Here is a 21,203-nt window from a genome sequence, read left to right on the forward strand (position 1 = left end):
CCTGTCCGGCCGGACGTGACCGTCGCGCCCGGGTTTGCCGCACGCCAGGGCGGAGCGAACCCGCCCCCCATCCGGAGGCGGGGGTTCGCTTCGGGACGAGGCTCTAGGCCCGCCCCTCCTGCACGGCGTGGCAGGCGACGCCGTCGCGGAGCGCCGGCACCTCGGTGCGGCAGCGGTCGTTCGCCAGCGGGCAGCGCGGGTTGAAGGTGCAGCCGGGGGGCGGGTCGATCGGGTTCGGGATCTCGCCGGAGACCGGCACCCGGGCCCGGCCGACATGGGCGAGGTCGGGCACCGCGTCGAGGAGCATCCGCGTGTAGGGGTGGCGGGGCGCCGCGAACAGGTCGCGGGCGGCCGCGACCTCGACGAGGCGGCCGAGATACATCACCCCCACCCGGGTCGCCATGTGGCGGACCACGGCGAGGTTGTGAGAGATGAACAGGTAGGTCAGCCCGAGCCGGTCCTGCAGATCACGCATCAGGTTGAGGATCTGCGCCTGCACCGAGACGTCGAGCGCCGAGGTCGGCTCGTCGCCCACCAGGAACTCGGCCTGGCTGGCCAGCGCCCGGGCGATGGCGACCCGCTGCCGCTGGCCGCCGGAGAATTCGTGCGGGTATTTTTTGGAATCGTCCGGGTGGAGGCCGACGAGGCCGAGCAGCTCGCCGACCCGGGCGCGGATCGCCCCCTCCCCCTGGATCAGGTTGAACGCCCGGATCGGCTCCGCGATGATCTTGCCCACGCGCCAGCGCGGGTTCATCGAGGCGTAGGGGTCCTGGAAGATCATCTGGATGCGCGAGCGCAGGCGCCGTCGGGCCGCCGCCTCCCGGGGATCGGTCATCGAGATGCCGGTGATGCGGACCTCGCCGGCCGAGGGCGGCAGCAGGCCGACCACCATCCGGGCCACCGTCGACTTGCCGGAACCGGATTCGCCGACGATCGCGAAGGTCTCGCCTTTCTCGATCGTGAAGCCGACCTGATCGACAGCCGTGAGAAATTTCCGGGGCTCGCGCTCCAGCACCCGGTTGAGCCAGGGCTTCGACACGTCGAACCGGCGGCGCAGGTCGGTGACCTCGACATAGGCCGTCATCGCGCGATCCTTCCCTCCCCCTTGCGGGGAGGGATCGAGGGTGGGGGTGGTGCAGGATCGGGCGTGATGGTGCCGTCTGCACCACCCTTGGCCCCTCCCCGCAAGGGGGAGGGGAAATCTGCAGCGGCATCGTACAGGTGGCAGGCCACCCGGCTCGCCTCCACGGCCTGCGGCTCCGGCCGCTCGACGCGGCATCGCGAAAAAACCTTCGGGCAGCGCGGGTTGAAGGCGCAGCCTTTCGGGATGGCGGTCAGCCGGGGCATCGAGCCGGGGATCTGGCTGAGGCGGTCGGTTTCCTGCGACAGGGTCGGGATCGCGCCCATCAGGCCGACGGCGTAGGGGTGGTGCGGCTTGGCGATCACGGCGGCGACCGGGCCGATCTCGGCGACGCGCCCGGCATACATCACCGCGACCCGGTCGGCGGCCTCGGCGATCACCCCCATGTCGTGGGTCACCAGCATCACCGCGGTGCCGTGCTCCCGGCACAGGCGCTTGAGCAGGGTGATGATCTGAGCCTGGACCGAGACGTCCAGCGCCGTGGTCGGCTCGTCGGCGATGATCAGCTCCGGCCCGGCGGCAAGCGCGAGGGCGATCACCACCCGCTGGCGCATGCCGCCCGAGAATTCGTGCGGATAGCCGTCGATCCGCCGCTCGGGGGCCGGGATGCCGACCTCGGCGAGCAGGTCGATGGCGCGGGTTCGGGCGGCCCGGCCCGACAGGTCCGTGTGGGTGCGGAGAGTCTCGACGATCTGGTCGCCGACCCGGAACAGCGGGTCCAGGGAGGTCAGCGGGTCCTGGAAGATCATGCCGATCCGGCGGCCCCGCACCCGCCGCATCGCCTCGGGGGAGAGGGTGTCGATGCGCTCGCCGCGCAAGAGGATCTCGCCGCCGGCGATCCGGCCGGGGCGGTCGATCAGCCCGATCACCGCCGAGCCGGTCACCGACTTGCCGGCCCCGGATTCGCCGACGACCCCCAGGATCTCGCCGCGGTGGATGTCGAAGGACACCCGGTCGATGGCGGTGAGCGGCCCGCGGCGGGTGTCGAAGGCGACCGTGAGGTCGCGCACGGAGAGGATTGTTTCCATCATGCCGCCCGGCCCTGCCACGCGCGCCCCCTCCCCCCTCTGCGGGGGAGGGTGGCCCCCGAAGGGGGTCGGGAGAGGGGCAGCGCGACGCTGCGGGTTTCGGCACCCGGCACGTCCTTTCCGGAAACCGCGCTCCCCTCTCCCGACCCCTGCTGACGCAGGGGCCACCCTCCCCCGCACAGGGGGGAGAGAGAGGCGTTCAGCCCAGACCAACGCGTCGTGATCATCATTGCAGCTTCGGATTGAGCGCGTCGCGCAGCCAATCCCCCAGCAGGTTGATGGCGATAACTAGCCCGGCGAGCGCCACCCCCGGGAAGGCCACGATCCACCACTCCCCGGAGAACAGGAACCGGTTGCCGGTGCGGATCAGGGTGCCGAGCGACGGCATGGTCTCGGGGAGGCCGGTGCCGAGGAACGACAGGGTCGCCTCGGTGATGATGGCCAGCGCGAGGTTGATCGTGGCGATCACGAAGACCGGGCCGGTGACGTTCGGCAGCACGTGGCGGACCAGGATCACCGGCGACGACAGGCCGATCAGCCGCGCCGCCTGGACGTAGTCCTTGCCCTTCTCGACCATCACGGAGGAGCGGACCGTCCGGGCGTACTGCACCCAGAACGACAGGCCGATCGAGACCACGATCAGCCCGATCAGCGGCCCGACATCGAGCGCGCTGCCGAAACTCGCTTTGGCGACGCCGTCCACCACCAGGGCGATCAGGATCGCCGGGAAGGTAAGTTGCACGTCGGCGACCCGCATGATCAGGGTGTCGACGGCTCCGCCCGCGTAGCCGGCGATCAGCCCGAGCGCGATGCCGAGGATGCCGGAGGTCACCACCCCGAGCACGCCGACGATCAGCGACAGGCGCAGGCCGTACAGCACCGCCGAGAGCACGTCCCGGCCCTGGTCGTCGGTGCCGAGATAGTAGGGCGCCTGGCCGTCCGCCTGCCAGATCGGCGGCAGGTTGGAGTTGATCAGGTCGAGCTGGGCGGGGTCGTAGGGGTTCTGCGGCGAGACCAGCGGCGCCGCGAAGGCGAGCCCGACCATCAGCACCGTGGCGATCAGCGCCGCGACGGCGGTCTTCGAGCCCAGGAAGCTCGCCAGCAGGTCGGAGTCGCGCCAGCGCGCGATGCGCGAGGGCGCGGCCTCCGGCAGCGGGACTGGCGGGGCGTCGCCCGCGTCGAGGTCGTATCCGCTCATGCCGCCCTCACGCGGTCCGCGCGGACGAGAGCCGCAGGCGCGGATCGACCACGGTGTAGAGGATGTCGACCACGAGGTTGATGGTCACGAAGATCAGCGCGACGAGCAGCAGGTAGGCGGACATGATCGGGATATCGACGTTCTGCACGGCCTGGACGAACAGCAGGCCCATGCCGGGCCACTGGAACACCGTCTCGGTGATGATCGAGAAGGCGATGACCGAGCCGAGCTGGAGACCGGCGATGGTGATCACCGGCACGAGCGTGTTCTTGAGGGCGTGGCGCAGGTTGACGGCCCGGGTGGAGAGGCCGCGGGCCCGGGCGAAGCGGATGTAGTCGGTGCGCAGCACCTCCAGCATCTCGGCGCGCACCAGCCGCATGATCAGGGTCATCTGGAACAGGCCCAGCGTCACGGAGGGCAGGATCAGCGCCTTGAGCCCGGAGGTCGTGAGGAAGCCCGTCGTCCACCAGCCCAGCCGCACCGTGTCGCCGCGCCCATAGGAGGGCAGCCAGCCGAGCGTCACCGAGAACAGATAGATCAGCAGGATGCCGATCAGAAAGGTCGGCAGGCTGATCCCGATCAGCGAGACCGCCTGGAACAGCCCGGCGAGCCAGGATTCACGGTAGAGCGCGCAGTACACCCCCATCAGCACGCCCACCACCAGGGCGAAGACCGTGGCGCAGAAGGCGAGTTCCAGGGTCGCCGGCATCCGCTCGGCCAGCAGCTGCGAGACCGGCTGCCGGAACTGGTAGGAGATGCCGAACTGCCCCCGCGCCACGCGGCCGGCGTAGCGGGCGAACTGGACCAGCACCGGATCGTCGAGGCCGAGGCTCGTCCGGATCTCGGCCCGCTCGGCCACGGTGGTGTCGGGCCCGACGATCTGGTTCACGGGATCGCCCGCGAACCGGAACATCGCGAAGGCGATGAGCCCGACGACCGCCAGCACGGCGGCCGCCTGGATCACCCGGCGCAGCAGGAAGGCGAGCACGCCCGGCCCCTACTGGGGATCCTTCGAGACCCAGTAGAGCAGGAGCAGGTTGTCGGCGCGCTGGGTCAGGTGGACCTTCTTGGAGACGCCCCAGGCCAGGGCCTGCTGGTGCAGCGGGATGTAGCCCCAGTCGGCGTTCAGGACGTCGAACCCCTCCTTGATCAGGGCATCGCGCTTAGGTTTATCGGTCTCGGCCTCGACCTTGTCGGCGATGGCGTCGATCTTCGGATCGCAATAGCCCGCGAGGTTCCAGCTGCCGCGGCCCGACTTGTCGCCGGGTTTCCGGCAGCCGACGATCTCGTAGAGGATGTTGTGGCTGTCCAGCGACGACGGGGTCCAGCCGAGCAGGTAGAACGAGGTGTCGTAGGCCGGCGCCAGCACCTTGGCGAAGTACTTGGCCTTCGGCTGGGCGTTGAGGTTCACCTTGACGTTGATGCGGGCGAGCATCGAGACCACCGCCTGGCAGATCGCCTCGTCGTTGACGTAGCGGTCGTTGGGGCAATCCATGGTGAGCGAGAATCCGTCCGGGTAGCCCGCCTGGGCCATCAGATCCTTGGCCTTCTTGAGGTCGGTGGCCGGGCGCTTGAACTCGGCGCCGCGGTCATAGAGGCTCGGGGCGATCATCAGGGCCGAGGGCACCGCCTGCCCGCGCATCACCCGCTTGGCGATCGTGTCCTCGTCGATGGCGAGGTAGAAGGCCTCGCGCACCTTGATGTCCTTGAACGGGTTCTTGCCCTTGACGGAGGAATCCTTCAGCTCGTCCCGGTCCTGATCCATGCCGAGGAAGATCGTGCGCAGCTCGGGGCCGGCCATCACGATGGCGGTGCCGCTGGCATTGACCCGCTGCTGGTCCTGCAGCGGCACGGGATCGATCCAGTCGACCTCGCCGGAGAGCAGCGCGGCGACGCGGGTCGCCGGGTTGGCGATGGTGGTCAGCACCGCCTCGTCGAGGTTCGACTCGACCTTGCCCCAGTAGCCGGGAAACTTCTTGAACACCGTCTTCACGCCGGGCTGGTGCTCGGCGACCACGAACGGGCCGGTGCCGTTCTCGTGCAGGGTGGCGTAGCTCGGGCTGCTGGCGTTGGGCGGGGTCGGCTGGACGACGCCGTTCTTCTCCGACCACGCCTTCGACATGATCAGCCAGGTCGGGAACTGGGCGATGGCGATGGGGTTCGGCTTCTTCAGCACCATGTCGACGGTCGCGTCGTCGACCTTCACGAATTCGGCGTCGGCCGGCACGTTGGTGGTGAAGTTCGAGCCCGGGGCCCGGACCCGCTGGGCGGAAAAGAGCACGTCGTCGGCGGTGAAGGGCGAGCCGTCGTGGAATTTCACACCCTTGCGCAGGTGGAAGCGCCAGCGGGTCGGCTCGGGCGTCTCCCAGGATTCGGCGAGTCCGGGGGCGAATTTCAGGTTCTTGTCGAGGGTGACGAGCGACTCGTAGGCCGCCTGCTGCATGCCCTCGGTGAAGCTCTCCTTGAGGGAGTACGGGTCGAGGGATTTCAGATCACCCTGGAAGGCGAAGCGGAAGACGTTGGCGGCCTGCGCGGGCAGCGCGGCGAGCGCGAGGGTCGCGACCGCCGCCGCGGACACGCCGCGGGCGAGGGTCTTCAGGGCTGAACGGGACAATCGGAACTCCAGGACCGTCGAAGTTGAGCACAAGCCGCCCCGCGTGCGCGGTGGTTGAGGCTTAGACCCGACACCGCGCCTCGGCAAACGGCGCGCACGCCGCGCCCACAGCAAGGTTCGGACCAGGGGGCCGGCCGAAGGCACAGCCCTGCCCCCCCGGCGGGCGAGGGCGGCCCCAATGGGCGCCCTCTGCGTCAGCAGGGGTCGGGCCGGGACGAAGTCCCGCAAGAGGGGAACTCAGGCTCCGAAAACGGCGCGACCGGCATGACGGGCATAGTCCTATCCTGCACTGTCGCTCCCCTCTCCCAATTCCCTTCGGCGGCCACCCTCCCCCGCTAAGGGCGGAGGGAGGGCGCGCGCCCGTTCCGGACCGAGCTTTCTGTCGAGGGGGCGCACCGTCCGGAACGCGATCCGTGAACACCGTTACCCTGGCCGGGAGGGGCCAGGGGCGGGGGTGGCGCGGGGACGCGCGCCGCGGTCCCTTCCGCGCCACGCCGGCAGCGCGGTCTGAGCGCCGCAGCCAAGGCCCGTCCGGCTTCCGGAGCGCGCTCCAAGCCGAGACCAGACGCAGGGTCGCGGCAAGCCCACCCGGGACGACAGCGGCCCGGTCGCGGGGCGCGCGAAACCCTGGGCGGTGCCGCCCCTGGGGCGATCTGTCCCGGGTCGTCCCGCCATCGCGATGCGGTCATCCGGAGCGGCGGCGGGTTGGATCATCGGCTGCCCAGGCCGCGCCCAGCGGCGCAGGGGCGGGTCCACGCCGGGACAGCACAGACCGCCCATGTGGTATCTCTACGGCTTGGCCCTGCTGGCCGGCATCGCGAACGCCATCGAGCCTGGCCAGAACGCCACGCTGGCGAAGTCCACCGGGCAGCCGATGCTGGCGGGCCTGTTCTGCTTCGCGCTGGCGGTGGCCTGCTTCCTCGGCGCCATGGCGATCCTGCGCTGGTACGGCCAGCCGACCGCCGAGCGCGCCACCGACGTCCCCTGGTGGGCCTGGCCGGGCGGCATCCTCGGAGCCGCGGTCGTCCTGGCGCAGCTCTACGTCTCGGAGCAGGTCGGGGCCGCGCCGTTCCTGGGCTGCGTCATCACGGCGGGCGTGATCGGCTCGATCGCCCTCGATCATTACGGTCTCGTCGGCTTCGAGCGCCGTCCCGCCGGCCGCTGGCGCCTCCTCGGCGGCGTCCTGATGGTTGCGGGCGTCGCCCTGGTGGCGGTGTCCTGACCGGCCCCGCCGACGATCCCACGCCCCGCGCAGTCAGGATCCGAGCATGTTCCTCCTCTACGGTTTCGCCCTGCTGGCGGGCATCGCCACCGCGATCGAGCCCGGCCAGAACGCGGGCCTCGCCAAATCCCTCGCCCGGCCGCTCCTCGCGGGCGTGGTCAGCCTCCTCGTCAGCATCGCCACGATCGTGGCGATCATGCTCGTGACGGGGCAGGTCGGCTTGCCGGGGGCGGACCGCTTGGCGCAGGTCCCCTGGTGGGCATGGCTCGGCGGCTTGATGAGCGCGGGGCTGACGGCGGCGCAGCTCTACCTGTCCAAGACGATCGGGGCCGCCGCCTTCCTCGGCCTGATCGTCACGGGGGGCGTGATCACCTCGATCCTGCTCGACCATTTCGGCCTCGTGGGCTTCAAGGTCCACCCGGCCAGCCTGTGGCGCATCCTCGGCGGCGTCCTGATGATCGGCGGCGTCGGCCTGGTCGCCCGATTCTGAGGGCCGTCGACCGCTCCGGGCGGGATCCCATCCGCGGCCGCGGCGTTGATCCCCGTCATCACCCCGCCGGGAGGCACGCCGTGGGAATCGCCGCGTTCGTTTTCTTCGTCGTCCCCTGGATGGCCGTCGCCGTGTGGCTGTTCCTGAAGCCGGGCGGCTTCCGCCAGGGCGTGCCGGCGGCGCCGTGGCGCCCGCTCGCGGATTACGCGCCGCCGCAGCGGGACCAGCAGCATGCGGCGGAAACGACGAGCCTGGAGTCGGGCGCGGCCCATGACGGCAAGCACGCGCCGATCCAGATCAGCTGAGGGCCGGACGGGACGCCGACCCGACGTCGGTATCCGGGGCCGGGCATAGGCGCAGGCATGCGCTCCGCGCTGGTCTGCGCGCCATCCCTCCCCGCCCCGAGCCCGGCACGCTCTGGATTTCCGGCCCCACTGCGCCTAGACCGTTGAGCCTCACCGGCACGCCCCGCGTCCGAGCGGGCCGCGATCCTTAACGCCAGCGAGGCTTACGGCTTTGGCCCTCCCCGTCAACGAACGCCGGCGCATCATGCTGCTCACCGGGGCGAGCCGGGGCATCGGCCACGCCACCGTCAAGCGATTCTCGGCCGCGGGCTGGCGGGTGATCACCTGCTCGCGCCACCCCTTCCCGGAGAACTGCCCCTGGGAAATGGGTCCCGAGGACCATCTCCAGGTGGACCTCGCGGACGCGCAGGACACGGTCCGCGCCGTCGAGGAGGTCCGCGGGCGGCTCGACGCCGAGGGCGGCGTGCTGCACGCGCTCGTCAACAATGCCGGCATCTCGCCCAAGGGCCCCAACGGCGAGCGCCTGGGCGCGCTGGCCACCGAGTTCGACGGGTGGCAGCGGGTATTCCAGGTCAACGTCTTCGCCACGATCCTGCTGGCCCGCGGCCTGCGCGACGAACTCGCCCGGGCGCGGGGGTCGATCGTGAACGTGACCTCGATCGCGGGATCCCGGGTCCATCCCTTCGCGGGGGCGGCCTACGGCACCTCCAAGGCCGCGCTCGCCGGCCTGACCCGGGAAATGGCAGCCGATTTCGGGCCGCTCGGGGTGCGGGTGAACGCGATCTCCCCGGGCGAGATCGACACCTCGATCCTGTCGCCGGGCACCGAGAAGCTCGTGGAGCAGATCCCGCAGCGCCGGCTCGGCACCCCGGACGAGGTCGCCAAGGCGATCTACTTCCTGTGCACCGAGGCCTCGTCCTACGTGAACGGGGCGGAACTCCACATCAACGGCGGCCAGCACGTTTGACCGGATCGCGTGCCCCCTCGGGCGTGGCCGCCGCGGGCGACGGTTCCCCGCCGGGACGGCGGGGCCGGGCGCTGGTCCTGGGCCTGCTCCTGTGCGCGGCGCCCGTCGCCGCGCGGGCGGAATCCGGGATCCGGATCCTCGACCTGCCCTTCGCGGTGCGCGCCCTGCGCGGCTCCCGGAGCGAGGCCGCCGTATCGGTGGCGACCTCCGGGCTGCTGCCGATCACCGGCGCCAAGGTCGGCCGGCCGGCCGGCGACGAGGAGAGCGCGCCGATCGCCGTGGTCTGGGGCGACGCGGGCGGCGCCGTGCTCGCCCTGGCGGACGGCACCGTCACGGTGAGGCCGATCGGCCGCGAGGCGGTCGAGGGGCTGAGCGCCGCCGAGACGCCGCGGGGCGCCCTCCCGGGCACGCGCCGGGCGCTCTCGGGGCCCTTGAGCGCCTATCTCACCGGGCGGACCCGCGCCCCGGACGGCGGCGAGGCCGCCGCCGTCCTGACGATCCGCGAGCGCCAGCCGATGGCGGTCAGCACGGATCCGAAGCCCGTCCCGGTGGCCACCGTCACGGTGCCGGCGGGGGGCGTGGCCCTGTTCGCGCCCCTGCGGCCGCGCCTGCTGCGCCTCGCCGACCGGCCGGCCCTGCTGGCCACGACTCTGCCGGGGACGGAGTCGGGCGGCCTCGCCCTGATCGGCCGACCGGACGCGGGCGGAACCTGGACCGTCACGGCGCGCACGCCGCCGCAGCCCGGGCCGCCCCTGAAGATCGCCGGCATCGCCGATTTCGCCGGGTCCGGCGATCTCCAGGCCGCCACGGTCAGCGCCCGGGGCACGCTCCAGCTCTGGACGCTGCACCCCGACCGGATCGAGCCCGCCGGAGAGGAAACGGGCTACGCGGCCGGCGCGGGCGATGCGGATCTCGCCGTCACGGTTCCGGCCGGCGGCGTCCCCGAACTCGTCCTGCCGGTGGCGGGCCGCTCCGAGATCGCCCTCGTGACCGCCAGGGGCGGGCTGCATGCGCGGCTGCGCGTGCCCCTGCCCGCCCCGGCCGCGACCGGCATCGTGGTCCTCGGCGAGGGGGCGGCGGCGCGGCTGGTGGTCGGGCTCGCCGACGGCCGGGTGGCCGTGGTCGCCCCGGACGGGGGAATGCCGTGAGCGCCGAGGCCGAGAGCCGGCTGTTCCCGGCGCGGCCCTTCGTGGGCGCGTCGATCGCGGTGATCCGGGAGGATCGCGTCCTGCTGGCGGCGCGGGCCAACGAGCCGATGCGGGGCGTCTGGACCCTGCCGGGCGGCCTCGTGGAGGCCGGCGAATCCCTGGCGGCGGCGGCCCTGCGCGAATTGGCCGAGGAGGTCGGGCTGACGGCCGAAATGGTCGGCGTGCTCGCGCCCACCGAGATCATCGTCCGGGACGAGGCCGGCCGCGCCCGGCACCACTACGTCGTTCACCCGCACGCCGCCCTGTGGTGCGGCGGCGAGCCCGTGGCCGGACCCGAGGCCCTGGGCACCCGCTGGGCGAGCCTCGCCGAGGTCGCCGCCCTCTCGACCACGCCGGGACTGATCGACACCCTGCGCGAGGCCTTCGCGCGGGTCGCGGCGCGGCGCCAGGACGGGGGGGCGACGGCGTGAGGCGACCGGCGGCCACGATCCTGTGCCTGCTCGCGCTCCTCGCCGGGCCGGCACAGGCGCAGCAGCGCTCAGGGCGCCCCCCCGTCAAGGAGGCTCCGAAGGAGGCCTCCAAGGAGGCGAACGCCCCCGCCGACGTCCCTGCCCCGTATGACCGCGACCTGATGCGCATGTCCGAGGTCATCGGCGCCCTGGCCTTCCTGCGCGGCCTCTGCGCAGCGCCCGACGCCGCCGACTGGCCGGCCCGGATGAAGGCGCTGATCGAATCCGAGGGCGTGACGCCCGCCCGCCGCGACCGGCTGGCCGGCGCCTACAACCGCGGCTATCGCGGCTACGCGCTGACCTACCGGGTCTGCACCTCGGCGGCGCACGAGGCGGCCGCCCGCTACGTGGCCGAGGGCGACCGGCTGTCGCATGCCCTGGCCGGGCGTTTCGGGGGGTGATGCAGGGGCGACACACCCGGCGCCGATGCCGGCGAAGCATCGGATTTGAGCCCTCGCGTTAACCGATCCGAAATTCCCGGCTGGCCGAGCCGCCGGGACCTGCTTATCATCCGTTGTGTCCGCCGGGTCCTGGGCCCGGCGCAATGGAAGTATCGGGTCATGCAGCACATCTCTCACACCGCCCCCGTCGAGGTCGATGTCGAGGAGAAGCGCGTCGCGCTGAGTTACGTCTCGGAAGCGTTCGCGGAAGGCTGTCTCGACGGGCTCGACGGGGATTGCATGGCGCAGGCCGCCCTGTTCGCCGCTTTCCAGGAACTGGTGATGACCTACGGCGAGGAGGCCACGGCCCGCTACGCGGAGGGCTTCCCCGAGCGCATCCGCGGGGGTGCCTTCACCACGACCCTCCAGCATTGAAGGCCCGGAGCGCGGGCGGTTGAGGCGCGGGCGGGCAGCGCTTACCTCCCGGCTCCGCGGGCCGGCACGCCGGACCGCCCCCGTCGCGTAAGGAACCGCCTGCCATGCCCGTCGCCCTGCTGCCGGACCGCGCCCTCGTCACCGTGACCGGCCCGGACGCCGCCGCGCTGCTCCAGGGCGTGCTGACCTGCAACGTCGAGACGCTCCAGCCCGCGGAAGCGCGGCTCGGGGCCCTGCTGGCGCCGCAGGGCAAGATCCTGTTCGATTTCCTCGTCTCGCGGATCCCGGACGGATTCCGGTTCGACCTGCCGGTGGACCGGGCCGCGGATCTGGCCAAGCGCCTGACGCTCTACCGCCTGCGGGCCCAGGCGGTGATCGCCGCCGACCCCACCGTGGCGGTCGCGGTCGCCTGGGACGGCGCCGCTCCGGCGGCGGCCGAGCCCGTCGCGGATTCCCGCCACCCCGATCTCGGCGCGCGGCTCTACGCCGCCGCGGGCGCCTTCTCGGCCGATGCCGCGGAGGCCGATTACCACGCGCACCGGATCGCGCTGGGCATCCCCGAGGGCGGGCGCGACTACGCCTTCGGCGACGCGTTCCCGCACGAGGCGCTGATGGACCAGCTCGGCGGCGTCGATTTTCGGAAGGGCTGCTATGTCGGCCAGGAGGTCGTCTCGCGGATGCAGCACCGGGGCACCGCCCGGACCCGCATCCTGGCGGCCGCCTACCCGGACGGCGTTCCCGCACCGGGCACCGAGATCACGGCGGGCGGCAAGGTCCTGGGCACCACCGGCAGCGTCGCCGGCCCGCGCGGCCTCGCCCTGGTCCGGATCGACCGGCTGGGCGATGCGCGTGACGCCGGCGAGACGCCGCGGGCGGGCGAGCATCCCGTGAGGCTGGAACGGCCCGCCTACGCGACCTTCCCGATGCCGGAGGCGGCGACCAGGGCGGGGTGAGGATTTAACGGACGGGCTTCCACCGCCCGCCCGGCCCATCCGGATCCGGGCGTCCAGAAGCGGCCGGGTGTTCGTGCCTGGACCCCGCCGCACCGCGGCCGCTACGGAGCGACGCGGCACACCGCAGATCGAAAAAGCCGGGCCGATCCCGCCCTGCCGAGAGGTGCGCTCGCGCACGGACCGACCCGCGATGCTGCAGTGCACCTTGGCATCACCGCGCGGCGACGCCACCTCGGCGCCGGAACGAACCGGATGCGGCCCGCGCCGCACCAGAACGAGGTATCCCATGCCGTCCCTGCTCGACCCGATCCGCGTCGGCGCCATCGAGGCGAAGAACCGGATCTTCATGGCCCCGCTCACCCGCGGCCGCGGCACGCGTGAGCACGTGCCGACCCCGATCATGGCCGAGTATTACGCCCAGCGCGCCGGCGCCGGCCTGATCCTCACGGAGGCCACCGGCATCTCCCAGGAGGGCCTCGGCTGGCCCTACGCGCCGGGGATCTGGTCCGACGCCCAGGTCGATGCCTGGCGGCCGATCGTGAAGGCGGTGCATGACCGGGGCGGCAAGATCGTCTGCCAGATCTGGCACATGGGCCAGCTGGTCCATCCGGACTTCCTCGGCGGCGAGAAGCCGGTCTCGGCCTCGGCCACCACGGCCCCGGACCAGGCCCACACCTATTCGGGCAAGAAGCCCTATGCCGAGGCGCGTCCGCTGGAGGTCGCCGAGATCCCGCGGCTGCTGGCCGATTACGAGCGCGCCACCGCCAACGCCCTGGCGGCCGGCTTCGACGGGGTGCAGATCCACGCCGCGAACGGCTACCTGATCGACGAGTTCCTGCGCGACGGCACCAACCACCGCACCGACCAGTACGGCGGGTCCATCGCGAACCGCGTGCGGCTGCTGCGCGAGGTGACCGAGGCGGTCGCCAAGGTTGCGGGCCCCGAGCGCACCGGCGTGCGCCTGTCGCCCAACGGCGCGATCCAGGGCTGCAACGATTCGAATCCCGAGCCGCTGTTCGTGGCCGCCGCCCAGGCGCTGGCCGATATCGACATCGCCTTCCTGGAGATGCGCGAGCCGGGTCCCGACGGCACCTTTGGCAAGGCCGACCATCCGCCGATCGCCCCGGCGATGCGGCGCGTGTTCCGCAATCCGATGATCCTGAACGCCGATTACGACGGGATCAGCGGTCAGAAGGCGCTCGATGCCGGGGACGCCGACGCCATCGCGTTCGGGCGGACCTTCATCGCCAACCCGGACTTGGTCGAGCGCATCGCCACAGGCGCCCCCCTCGCCAAGGACGAGGCCGCCACCTGGTACAGCCAGGGCCCGGAGGGCTACGTCGATTATCCGACCCTCGGCGAGGCCCGCGCCGCGTAGGGCGCGCGCCAAAGCAAAGGCTCGGGGCCGTTCCCAATCGCAATCGGAGCGGGGACGGCTCCGGGCGCTCCGGTCCCGGGACGATCGCCGCGCCGGTCGAAGGCGCGGCGGTCCTATGCGGTCACATCTAGGCAGCTGCGCCCGAGGCCCCTATTTGGAGCCGGACATGGATCTGCCGGCACCTCACGCGATCGCGGCCCTCGAACCGACAGTCGGCGCCTGGAGCACCGCGGATCGGCTTGCGGAGCTGCACGACCTCGCGATCCTCGATACCGAGCCGGAGCCGCTCTACGACGATCTCGTGCGGGTCGCCGCCTATGTCTGCCGCGCGCCGGTCGCCCTCGTCAGCCTGGTGGATGCCGAGCGGCAATGGTTCAAGTCGGAGGTCGGACTCGGCAAGCGCGAGTTGCCGATCAACTGCTCAGTCTGCGCCCACACGATCGAGGCCGGGGCGCTGCTCGTCATCCCCGACCTGACCGCCGACCCCCGGACTATCCAGAACCCCCTGGTGACCGGACCCGAGGGCTTCCGCTTCTACGCGGGCGCGGTGATCCGGGGCGAGCGCGGCGTCCCGCTCGGCGCCCTGTGCGTGCTCGACCGGGTGCCGCGGTCGGAGGGGCTCGATTCGGATCAGACCGCCACGCTCGCCGCCCTGGCGCGCCAGATCTCGAACCTCCTGGAGCATCGCCGGACCCTGACCCAGGTGGCGAGCCGCGAGGCGGAGGTCGCCGCGAGCGAGCGCCGCTTCCGGGTGATGACCTCGGCGATGCCCCAGATGGTCTGGACCACCCGGCCAGACGGGTTCCACGATTACTACAACGACCGCTGGTACGAGTTCACCGGCGTGCCCTACGGCTCCACCGACGGCGAGGGCTGGAACGACATGTTCCATCCCGACGATCAGGCGCTGGCCTGGGAACGCTGGCGCCACTCGCTGGCCACCGGCGAGCCCTACGAGATCGAGTACCGCCTGCGCCATCGCGACGGCGCGTATCGCTGGACGCTCGGCCGCGCCATGCCGATCCGCGACGGGGCCGGGCAGATCGAGCGCTGGTTCGGGACCTGCACCGACATCGACGACCTGAAGCGGGCCGAGGCCGAGGCGCGCAAGCTCGCCGCCATCGTCGAGACCTCGAAGGACTTCATCGGCCTCTCGACCCTCGACGGCGAGATCACCCATCTCAACGAGGCGGCCCTGTCCCTCGTCGGGCTGCCCGATCTCGCGGTCGCCCGCCGGCACCGGATCCCCGATTTCTTCACCGACGACAGCCGCCGCATCCTGGATGAGACCGTGATGCCGGCGATGCGCCGGGACGGGTTCTGGGAGGGCGAACTGGCCTTCCGGCATTTCGGCACGGGGGAGCCGGTGGCGGTCCTCTACAACATCTTCCCGGTGCGCGACCCGACCGGGACCGAGGTCGGCTACGCCACCGTCACCCGCGACCTCCGGGAGGCCAAGCGCGCCGAGGAGGCCCGCGACCTGCTGATCCGAGAGCTGTCGCACCGGATCAAGAACATCTTCGCCGTGGTCGGCGGCCTCGCCGCGCTCACCGCCCGGAGCGATCCCGCGGCCCAGCCCTTCGCCAAGGCCTTCCGCGAGCGGCTCGGCGCCCTGGCGCGGGCCCACGAATACGTCCGGCCGCATTCCCCCGACAGCGCCCCCGCGGTGGCGGGTCAGACCGTGCTCGGCCTGATGCGCCTGATCATGGCCGCCTACGAGGAGGGCGGACAGGCGCGGGTGGCGATTTCCGGCGACGATGCCGAGATCGGCGAGCGCACCGCCACCGCCCTCGCGCTGATCATGCACGAGCAGGCCACCAACGCCATGAAGTATGGCGGCCTCTCCACCAAGGCGGGCGGCGTCTCCTTGAGCGGGTGCCGGGAGGCGGGGCGCTACACGCTGACCTGGCAGGAGGCGGGCGGGCCGCCGGTCACCGGCGCGCCCTCCCGGAAGGGATTCGGCACGATCCTGGCCGAGCGCAGCGTCGCCGGCCAGCTCGACGGCGTGCTGGAGCACGACTGGGCCCCCGGCGGCCTCCTGATGCGGCTCAGCGTGCCGATCGAGAACCTCCGGGCCTGAGATGGCCGGTCGGACGGACGGCGCCGGGCCGCGCCTCGTCGTGCTCGACTTCGACGGGACGCTGGCCGACAGCTTCGACTGGTTCTGCTCGGTCATGAACGGTGTCGCCGCGCGCTATCGCTTCCGACAGGTCGAGGCGCACGAGGTCGAGGGTTTACGCCTCCAGGGGGCCCGCGCGATCGTGGCCCATCTCGGCATCCCGCGCTGGAAGCTGCCGTTCATCGCCCGCCACATGCACACATTGGCGGCCCGCGACGCGGCGCAGATCGCGCTGTTTCCGGGCGTGCCCGAGATGCTGGCCGGCCTCGCGCGGACCGGCGTGCCGATGGCGATCCTGTCGTCGAACCGGGCCGACACGGTCAGACGGGTGCTCGGGCCGGACAATACGGCCCTCATCGACACCTATGCCTGCGGGGCGGCGCTGTTCGGCAAAGCGCGGCGGCTGCGGCGGCTCCTCGCGCGCCGGGGCGTGGCGCCGGCGCAGGCCCTGTGCATCGGCGACGAGATCCGCGATCTGAAGGCGGCCCGGGCCCTTGGCTGCCCGTTCGGCGCGGTGGCGTGGGGTTATACGGACCCGCAGGCGCTGGCGGCGCAGGGACCCGAATACCTGTTCTCGGAACCCGCGGAGATCGCCCGCCTGCTGGCGGGCACTCCGGTTCACATACCGCGGTTGGCGCCCGGCACGACGCTGGCGCCGTTGCCGCTGCCAAACGGCTCGTAGCGGGTCAGGCCGCGGAACAGCTGGCTGAGGAAGGCCCGATCGGCGCCGCTGGTGGGCGTGGTGCGCTCGATGAAGTCGAACACCCGACCGTCCTGGAGCCCGTAGAGCGCCACGCGCTCGACCTTGAAGGCAGAGGTGAAGTAGACGGCCGTGACCTTCTGGTCCTCGACCTGCTCGCCCATGAACATGATCGTCCGGCGGGTGTTCTGGGAGATGTAGTACCAGGACTTGTTGCCCACCGTGGACACGGTCGAGGGCGTGCCCAGGATCTGCAGGACCTGCTCGGGGCTCATGCCCGGCTTGATCGTGGCGAGGGCCGCCTGATCGACCTGGTAGCCGTGGCGCAGCTCCTCGCCGATGCAGCCGGACAGCCCGGCTCCCGCAAGGCCGACCAGGGCGAGGCGCGCGAAGGACTGAACGAGACGGCGCCGCATCGGGCCCCCAGAGAACGTGTGAACGGGCGGGGCGCGACCGACACCGCCGGCACAGGACTCCGACGACGCTTGCGCCCTGGGCGTGGGTTGCCGTACCGCGGGGTTATGGCTTTGACAAGGCAAGCTTGGCCACAGGCCGCCGGGGCGTGGCACCCCATCGGGGCGTCGCACCCCAACGGGGCGTCGCACCCCAACGGGGCGTGGCACCGATGATCGCGCGGCTGTTCAGGCGGGCGCATGCGCGGCGCCGCGCCGTGGAGGGGCTGCACCTGGCCCTGAGCATGGCGGCCCGCCGCCCGGGCCTCTATACGCGCCTGGGCGTGCCCGACACCGTGGAGGGCCGCTTCGAGGCCCTGTGCCTGCACGCGATCCTGGTCCTGCGGCGGCTGAACCGGCTGCCGGAGCCGGCCGCCGAGGTGGCGCAGGATCTCGTGAATTCCGTCTTCACCCAGCTCGACGCGTCCCTGCGCGAGCTGGGCGTCGGCGACATGGGCGTGGCCAAGCGGATGAAGAAGCTCGGGGCCGCCTTCTACGGCCGGGCCGCGGGCTACGATTCCGCCCTCGACGCGGGCGACGGCGAGGCCCTGCGCGCGGCGCTGGTCCGCAACGTCCTCGGCGGGGCGGGCGACGGGGCGGGCCTCGCCGCCTACGTGCAGGCGGCCGACGCGGCCCTGTCGGGCGCCGACCTCGACGGCCTGCTCGGGGCCGGGCCGCCGTTTCCGGAGCCGGACGGCATCACCGCGGCGGCCGTTCCGGCCGGAGGATCAACGGGAGGCATCGCATGAGCCGGGACAGCCGCCGGGAGATCGCCCAAGACGGCGTGCGGGACAGCGGACCGCTCGTGCGCTGGGTCAATGTCGAGCGCCTGCCCCAGGGGCGCGGCGCCGTCACCGTGGAGGCGAGCCCGGCCGAGTGTGCCGCGCTCGCGGCCGATTTCCGCATCCCCGGCCTGCGCGATCTGGTCGGGCGGTTCGCGATCACCGGCTCCACCAGCCGCCTCACGGTGACGGGGACCGTGGAGGCCCTGGTGACGCAGGTCTGCACCGTCAGCCTCGAACCGTTCGAGGGGCCGGTCAGCGAACCGGTCGAGGTCGTCTTCACCGATACCGACCAGCTCGCCGGCACCGATGCCGAGGATGCCGACATCCCCGACCCCCTCGTCGGCGGCCGGATCGATTTCGGCGCGCTCACCGCCGAGTTCCTGGCGCTGGGGCTGGATCCGTATCCGCGCAAGCCCGGCATCGCCTTCGAGCCGGTGGTGGCGGGCGACGACGCCGGCCCCCTCGCCGGGCTGCGCAGGCTCCGCGACGGCGGGGGCTGAGCGCCGGTCCGCCCCCTCGACCCCGCGGCTTCAGGGCACGAAGCCGCTCCGCCTGAGGAAATCCGCCGCCACCGACGCGGCCGGCTCGCCGCCGAGCTGCACGCGGCCGTTGAGGTCCCGCAGGGTGACGAGGTCGAGGGCGCGGAAGATCGGGTCGAGCGCCGGGGCGATCTCCGGATGGGCCCTGAGGACGGCCCCCCGGACCACCGGCGCGGGCTGGTAGACCGGTTGGACGCCCCGGTCGTCATCCATCACCACGAGCCGGGCGGCGGCGAGGCTGCCGTCGGTCCCGAACACCATGGCGGCGTTCGTCCCCGAGGTACCCCGCGCTGCCGCGGCGATCGTGCCGGCGGTGTCCCCGCCCGCCAGGATGACGAGCTGGTCCGGTCGGAGCGCGAAGCCGTAGGTCCGGCCGAAGGCCGGGAGCGCGGCCGGGGTGCTCACGAATTCCGTAGAGGCCGCGAGCTTGATCGCCCCGCCGCCGGCCACGTAGCGGCCGAAATCGCTCATGGTCCTCAGGCCGGCGGCCTCGGCGATCTCCGCCCGCACCGCGATCGCCCATGTGTTGTTGGCCGAGGCCGGCGCCAGCCAGACGAGGTCGTTGGCCTTCAGGTCCAGGGTCCGGGCGGTCTCGTAGGCCGCCGCCGCGTCCTTCCAGACCGGGAGGTCCGGCTGGCCGAAGAAGAATGCCGCGTTGCCGGTATATTCCGGGTAGATGTCGATCTGGCCCTCCAGCAGGGCCTGGCGCAGGATCGCCGTGGCCCCGAGCTGGGTCTTGTCCACTGTCGGAATGCCCCGGGCGTTCAGCGCCTGCAGGATGATGCTCCCGAGAACCCCGCCCTCGGTGTCGAGCTTGGAGGCGACCACGACGGCGCCCGCCCGCGCGCCGGACAGGGCGAGGAGCAGCGCGACGAGCCCCGCGAGGATCCGCTTCGCCATCGGCCCGACCCCTCCTGTCCGCGCCGCCCGGACTGCCCGCGGCCTGAAGCGGATACCGGTTGGCGAAGGTTCAATCAAATCGTCGAAATCCGATGAATATCCCTTAACCTTTACACGAGGCTGCAATGAACAGCCGCGATCTTGGGGATATATGAAGGGAAAGGTTGTTTCAGATCGAGCCGAGTCAGCGACATGTCGTATTCGATCTTCGTCCGCGATCTTGCCCGAACCGACGGGGGCTCACCGCAGCTCCTGGCCTACGACATCCACGACCGTTCGATGGCGGCCTCGCTCGTGTCGGTGATCGCCACCTCGTATCGGGATCATGGCTTCAACCCGGCCACCCGGGTGCACTGGTTCCGGACCGACGGCAGCGTCCACGAGATCTACACCTGGCCGCAGGCCTGAGCGCGCCCCGGGCGCGTCAGGTGCCGCAGAAGGTCCGGTAGCCCACACCGCCGCCCTCCGGCGCCTCGGCGAAGCGCGCTTGGTCCGGCTGGTCCGCGTAGGGTCGCGCCAGGACCGCCAGGAGCGCCGCGAAGGGCGCGAAATCGGCCCGCTCGACGGCGGCCGCGATCATCGCCTCGACCTGATGATTGCGCGGGATGAAGGCCGGGTTGACCGCCCGCATGGCGGCGGCGGTCTCGGCCGGATCGCGGGCCTCCTCGGCCAGCCGCGCCCGCCAGCGGGGGGCCCAATCGTCATAGGCGGTGGGGTCGACGAACAGGTCGCGCACGGCGCCGTCGCCCGCCGGCCGCTCCGCCGCTTCGCACAGGGCCCGGAACGTGCGGGTGAAGTCGGCCTGGTTCTCGGCCATGCGCCGCAGGAGGTCGCCCGCCAGCGCCGCGTCGCCCTCCCGGAGGTCGCCGAGGCCGATCTTGCGGGCGAGGTCGCCGTGATAGACCGCCTCGAAGCGCGGCGCGTAGCCGGCGAGCGCGGCCTCGGCGGCGGCGACCGCCTCGGTCTCGTCGTCGGCGAGCAGCGGCAGCAGGGTCTCGGCGAGTCGCGTGAGGTTCCAGAGGGCGATGCGCGGCTGCTCGCCGTAGGCGTAGCGCCCGGCCCGGTCGATGGAGCTGTAGACCGTCCGGGGATCGTAGGCATCCAGGAAGGCACAGGGCCCGTAATCGATCGTCTCGCCGGCCACCGACATGTTGTCGGTGTTCATCACCCCGTGGACGAAGCCCACGAGCAGCCAGCGCGCGACCAGTGCCGCCTGGGCGGCGATGACGCTGTCGAGCAGCGCCCGGTAGGGATGTTGGGCCTGCGCCGCCTCGGGATAGTGCCGGGCCACGACGTGGTCGGCGAGCGCCCGCAGCGCCTCGACGTCGCCCCGGGCCGCGAAGAACTGGAAGGTGCCGACCCGGATGTGGCTCGCCGCCACCCGGGTGAGCACCGCGCCGGGCAGCGGGGTCTCGCGCATCACGGGCTCGCCCGTCGCCACCGCGGCGAGCGCCCGGGTGGTCGGGATGCCGAGCGCCGCCATGGCCTCGCTGACGAGGTACTCGCGCAGCACCGGCCCGAGGGCCGCACGCCCGTCGCCGCTCCGGGAGAACGGCGTCGGGCCCGCGCCCTTCAGCTGGATGTCCCGGCGGCGCCCGTCGCGGCCCACCACCTCGCCGAGCAGGACCGCGCGGCCGTCGCCGAGTTGCGGCACGAACTGGCCGAACTGGTGGCCGGCATAGGCCGTGGCGACCGGGTCTGCGCCCGGCGGGATGCTGCTCCCCGCAAGCGCGGCAACGCCTTCGGGGCCCGCCAGCCAATCCGGATCGAGGCCGAGTTCCCCGGCGAGCGTCCGATTGACCTGGATCAGGCGGGGGGCCGCCACCGGCGTCGGCGCCCGGCGCGCGAAGAAGCGCTCCGGCAGGCGGACGTAGCTGTTGTCGAAGGGGAATGACATCATGATCGGCATCTATGGAGCGGCCGCCCCGCGAACAAGCGCG

22 protein-coding genes and 1 pseudogene are annotated in these 21,203 nt (G+C 72.2%); 15 read left to right on the top strand and 8 right to left on the bottom strand.

Annotation, left to right across the window (positions count from 1 at the left end; translation table 11 throughout):
- Positions 1-103 precede the first annotated feature (103 nt).
- The 5 genes and pseudogenes from AC3IF3_RS09235 to AC3IF3_RS09255 form a co-directional block, all read right to left on the bottom strand.
- Entirely contained in the window at positions 104-1,084 is a 981-nt protein-coding gene (locus AC3IF3_RS09235; RefSeq protein WP_489215375.1) for an ABC transporter ATP-binding protein, read from the bottom strand.
- A 122-nt stretch (positions 1,085-1,206) separates the two neighbouring features.
- Positions 1,207-2,172: pseudogene (locus AC3IF3_RS09240) on the bottom strand (ABC transporter ATP-binding protein); the annotation flags it as partial.
- A gap of 223 nt (positions 2,173-2,395) precedes the next feature.
- Positions 2,396-3,367, bottom strand: a complete 972-nt coding sequence (locus tag AC3IF3_RS09245) for an ABC transporter permease (protein ID WP_489228422.1) — start codon at positions 3,365-3,367, stop codon at positions 2,396-2,398.
- 7 nt (positions 3,368-3,374) lie between these two features.
- Positions 3,375-4,355 (bottom strand): ABC transporter permease, encoded by a 981-nt coding sequence (locus AC3IF3_RS09250; RefSeq protein ID WP_489228424.1) that lies wholly within the window; start codon positions 4,353-4,355, stop codon positions 3,375-3,377.
- Positions 4,356-4,364: 9 nt separating this feature from the next.
- Positions 4,365-5,981 (bottom strand): ABC transporter substrate-binding protein, encoded by a 1,617-nt coding sequence (locus tag AC3IF3_RS09255; RefSeq protein WP_489228426.1) that lies wholly within the window; start codon positions 5,979-5,981, stop codon positions 4,365-4,367.
- A gap of 778 nt (positions 5,982-6,759) precedes the next feature.
- Between AC3IF3_RS09255 and AC3IF3_RS09260 the strand changes: the two genes are divergently transcribed.
- The 12 genes from AC3IF3_RS09260 (at position 6,760) to AC3IF3_RS09315 (ending at position 16,569) form a co-directional block, all read left to right on the top strand.
- The gene (locus AC3IF3_RS09260) at positions 6,760-7,203 is read left to right on the top strand and encodes a DMT family transporter (protein WP_243970573.1); all 444 of its coding nucleotides are present in this window, start codon (positions 6,760-6,762) and stop codon (positions 7,201-7,203) included.
- Positions 7,204-7,249: 46 nt separating this feature from the next.
- On the top strand, positions 7,250-7,693 hold the full coding sequence (locus AC3IF3_RS09265) for a DMT family transporter (RefSeq protein ID WP_243970574.1): 444 nt from the start codon (positions 7,250-7,252) through the stop codon (positions 7,691-7,693).
- 80 nt (positions 7,694-7,773) lie between these two features.
- Positions 7,774-7,998 (top strand): hypothetical protein, encoded by a 225-nt coding sequence (locus tag AC3IF3_RS09270; RefSeq protein ID WP_243970575.1) that lies wholly within the window; start codon positions 7,774-7,776, stop codon positions 7,996-7,998.
- Positions 7,999-8,242: 244 nt separating this feature from the next.
- Complete coding sequence (locus AC3IF3_RS09275) at positions 8,243-8,965, top strand: SDR family NAD(P)-dependent oxidoreductase (RefSeq protein ID WP_243970615.1); 723 nt, start codon at positions 8,243-8,245, stop codon at positions 8,963-8,965.
- A complete protein-coding gene (locus AC3IF3_RS09280; RefSeq protein ID WP_489228428.1) occupies positions 8,962-10,113 on the top strand; it encodes a hypothetical protein in 1,152 nt (383 codons plus the stop codon). The genes AC3IF3_RS09275 and AC3IF3_RS09280 overlap by 4 nt, the downstream gene beginning before the upstream one ends.
- Positions 10,110-10,583, top strand: a complete 474-nt coding sequence (locus AC3IF3_RS09285; protein WP_489228430.1) for an NUDIX hydrolase — start codon at positions 10,110-10,112, stop codon at positions 10,581-10,583. Before AC3IF3_RS09280 ends, AC3IF3_RS09285 begins: the two co-directional genes overlap by 4 nt.
- Entirely contained in the window at positions 10,580-11,023 is a 444-nt protein-coding gene (locus AC3IF3_RS09290) for a TIGR02301 family protein (protein ID WP_489228432.1), read from the top strand. Before AC3IF3_RS09285 ends, AC3IF3_RS09290 begins: the two co-directional genes overlap by 4 nt.
- Before the next feature lie 159 nt (positions 11,024-11,182).
- Positions 11,183-11,437 (top strand): hypothetical protein, encoded by a 255-nt coding sequence (locus AC3IF3_RS09295; protein WP_243970579.1) that lies wholly within the window; start codon positions 11,183-11,185, stop codon positions 11,435-11,437.
- A 104-nt stretch (positions 11,438-11,541) separates the two neighbouring features.
- Positions 11,542-12,390 carry a CAF17-like 4Fe-4S cluster assembly/insertion protein YgfZ gene (gene ygfZ / locus AC3IF3_RS09300; protein ID WP_243970580.1) on the top strand — a complete coding sequence of 283 codons (849 nt, stop codon included), beginning with the start codon at positions 11,542-11,544 and terminating at the stop codon, positions 12,388-12,390.
- A gap of 286 nt (positions 12,391-12,676) precedes the next feature.
- On the top strand, positions 12,677-13,768 hold the full coding sequence (locus tag AC3IF3_RS09305; protein WP_243970581.1) for an alkene reductase: 1,092 nt from the start codon (positions 12,677-12,679) through the stop codon (positions 13,766-13,768).
- Between the two features lie 166 nt (positions 13,769-13,934).
- Positions 13,935-15,848 carry a PAS domain S-box protein gene (locus tag AC3IF3_RS09310; protein ID WP_489228434.1) on the top strand — a complete coding sequence of 638 codons (1,914 nt, stop codon included), beginning with the start codon at positions 13,935-13,937 and terminating at the stop codon, positions 15,846-15,848.
- Between the two features lies 1 nt (position 15,849).
- The gene (locus tag AC3IF3_RS09315) at positions 15,850-16,569 is read left to right on the top strand and encodes an HAD hydrolase-like protein (RefSeq protein ID WP_489228436.1); all 720 of its coding nucleotides are present in this window, start codon (positions 15,850-15,852) and stop codon (positions 16,567-16,569) included.
- Here AC3IF3_RS09315 and AC3IF3_RS09320 read toward each other — a convergent pair.
- The gene (locus tag AC3IF3_RS09320) at positions 16,506-17,003 is read right to left on the bottom strand and encodes an outer membrane protein assembly factor BamE (protein WP_489228438.1); all 498 of its coding nucleotides are present in this window, start codon (positions 17,001-17,003) and stop codon (positions 16,506-16,508) included. The two genes, AC3IF3_RS09315 and AC3IF3_RS09320, sit on opposite strands and share 64 nt — an antisense overlap.
- Before the next feature lie 209 nt (positions 17,004-17,212).
- Here AC3IF3_RS09320 and AC3IF3_RS09325 point away from each other — a divergent pair, with 209 nt between their 5' ends.
- Both AC3IF3_RS09325 and AC3IF3_RS09330 read left to right on the top strand, forming a co-directional pair.
- A complete protein-coding gene (locus tag AC3IF3_RS09325; protein WP_489228440.1) occupies positions 17,213-17,788 on the top strand; it encodes a ubiquinol-cytochrome C chaperone family protein in 576 nt (191 codons plus the stop codon).
- Positions 17,785-18,324: a YceD family protein gene (locus AC3IF3_RS09330; protein WP_489228442.1), complete on the top strand. Its 540-nt coding sequence runs from the start codon at positions 17,785-17,787 to the stop codon at positions 18,322-18,324. The genes AC3IF3_RS09325 and AC3IF3_RS09330 overlap by 4 nt, the downstream gene beginning before the upstream one ends.
- 30 nt (positions 18,325-18,354) lie before the next feature.
- On the opposite strand, the gene osmF is transcribed toward AC3IF3_RS09330, so the two are convergent.
- On the bottom strand, positions 18,355-19,263 hold the full coding sequence (gene osmF, locus AC3IF3_RS09335) for a glycine betaine ABC transporter substrate-binding protein OsmF (RefSeq protein ID WP_489228444.1): 909 nt from the start codon (positions 19,261-19,263) through the stop codon (positions 18,355-18,357).
- Positions 19,264-19,455: 192 nt separating this feature from the next.
- Between osmF and AC3IF3_RS09340 the strand changes: the two genes are divergently transcribed.
- On the top strand, positions 19,456-19,671 hold the full coding sequence (locus AC3IF3_RS09340; RefSeq protein ID WP_243970592.1) for a hypothetical protein: 216 nt from the start codon (positions 19,456-19,458) through the stop codon (positions 19,669-19,671).
- A gap of 16 nt (positions 19,672-19,687) precedes the next feature.
- Here the strand turns inward: AC3IF3_RS09340 and AC3IF3_RS09345 are convergent, their stop codons facing one another.
- A complete protein-coding gene (locus AC3IF3_RS09345) occupies positions 19,688-21,166 on the bottom strand; it encodes a protein adenylyltransferase SelO (protein ID WP_489231268.1) in 1,479 nt (492 codons plus the stop codon).
- Positions 21,167-21,203: the final 37 nt, after the last annotated feature.

Source organism: Methylobacterium sp. J-118 (genome assembly GCF_057836565.1).

Bases quoted from the DNA above. Each gene is read 5' to 3' on its own strand.
- AC3IF3_RS09295 (WP_243970579.1), top strand. From the start codon at position 11,183: ATGCAGCACATCTCTCACACCGCCCCCGTCGAGGTCGATGTCGAGGAG.
- ygfZ (WP_243970580.1), top strand. From the start codon at position 11,542: ATGCCCGTCGCCCTGCTGCCGGACCGCGCCCTCGTCACCGTGACCGGC.
- AC3IF3_RS09260 (WP_243970573.1), top strand. From the start codon at position 6,760: ATGTGGTATCTCTACGGCTTGGCCCTGCTGGCCGGCATCGCGAACGCC.
- AC3IF3_RS09340 (WP_243970592.1), top strand. From the start codon at position 19,456: ATGTCGTATTCGATCTTCGTCCGCGATCTTGCCCGAACCGACGGGGGC.
- AC3IF3_RS09310 (WP_489228434.1), top strand. From the start codon at position 13,935: ATGGATCTGCCGGCACCTCACGCGATCGCGGCCCTCGAACCGACAGTC.
- AC3IF3_RS09235 (WP_489215375.1), bottom strand. From the start codon at position 1,084: ATGACGGCCTATGTCGAGGTCACCGACCTGCGCCGCCGGTTCGACGTG.
- osmF (WP_489228444.1), bottom strand. From the start codon at position 19,263: ATGGCGAAGCGGATCCTCGCGGGGCTCGTCGCGCTGCTCCTCGCCCTG.
- AC3IF3_RS09245 (WP_489228422.1), bottom strand. From the start codon at position 3,367: ATGAGCGGATACGACCTCGACGCGGGCGACGCCCCGCCAGTCCCGCTG.
- AC3IF3_RS09275 (WP_243970615.1), top strand. From the start codon at position 8,243: ATGCTGCTCACCGGGGCGAGCCGGGGCATCGGCCACGCCACCGTCAAG.
- AC3IF3_RS09315 (WP_489228436.1), top strand. From the start codon at position 15,850: ATGGCCGGTCGGACGGACGGCGCCGGGCCGCGCCTCGTCGTGCTCGAC.
- AC3IF3_RS09320 (WP_489228438.1), bottom strand. From the start codon at position 17,003: ATGCGGCGCCGTCTCGTTCAGTCCTTCGCGCGCCTCGCCCTGGTCGGC.
- AC3IF3_RS09305 (WP_243970581.1), top strand. From the start codon at position 12,677: ATGCCGTCCCTGCTCGACCCGATCCGCGTCGGCGCCATCGAGGCGAAG.
- AC3IF3_RS09325 (WP_489228440.1), top strand. From the start codon at position 17,213: ATGATCGCGCGGCTGTTCAGGCGGGCGCATGCGCGGCGCCGCGCCGTG.
- AC3IF3_RS09330 (WP_489228442.1), top strand. From the start codon at position 17,785: ATGAGCCGGGACAGCCGCCGGGAGATCGCCCAAGACGGCGTGCGGGAC.
- AC3IF3_RS09265 (WP_243970574.1), top strand. From the start codon at position 7,250: ATGTTCCTCCTCTACGGTTTCGCCCTGCTGGCGGGCATCGCCACCGCG.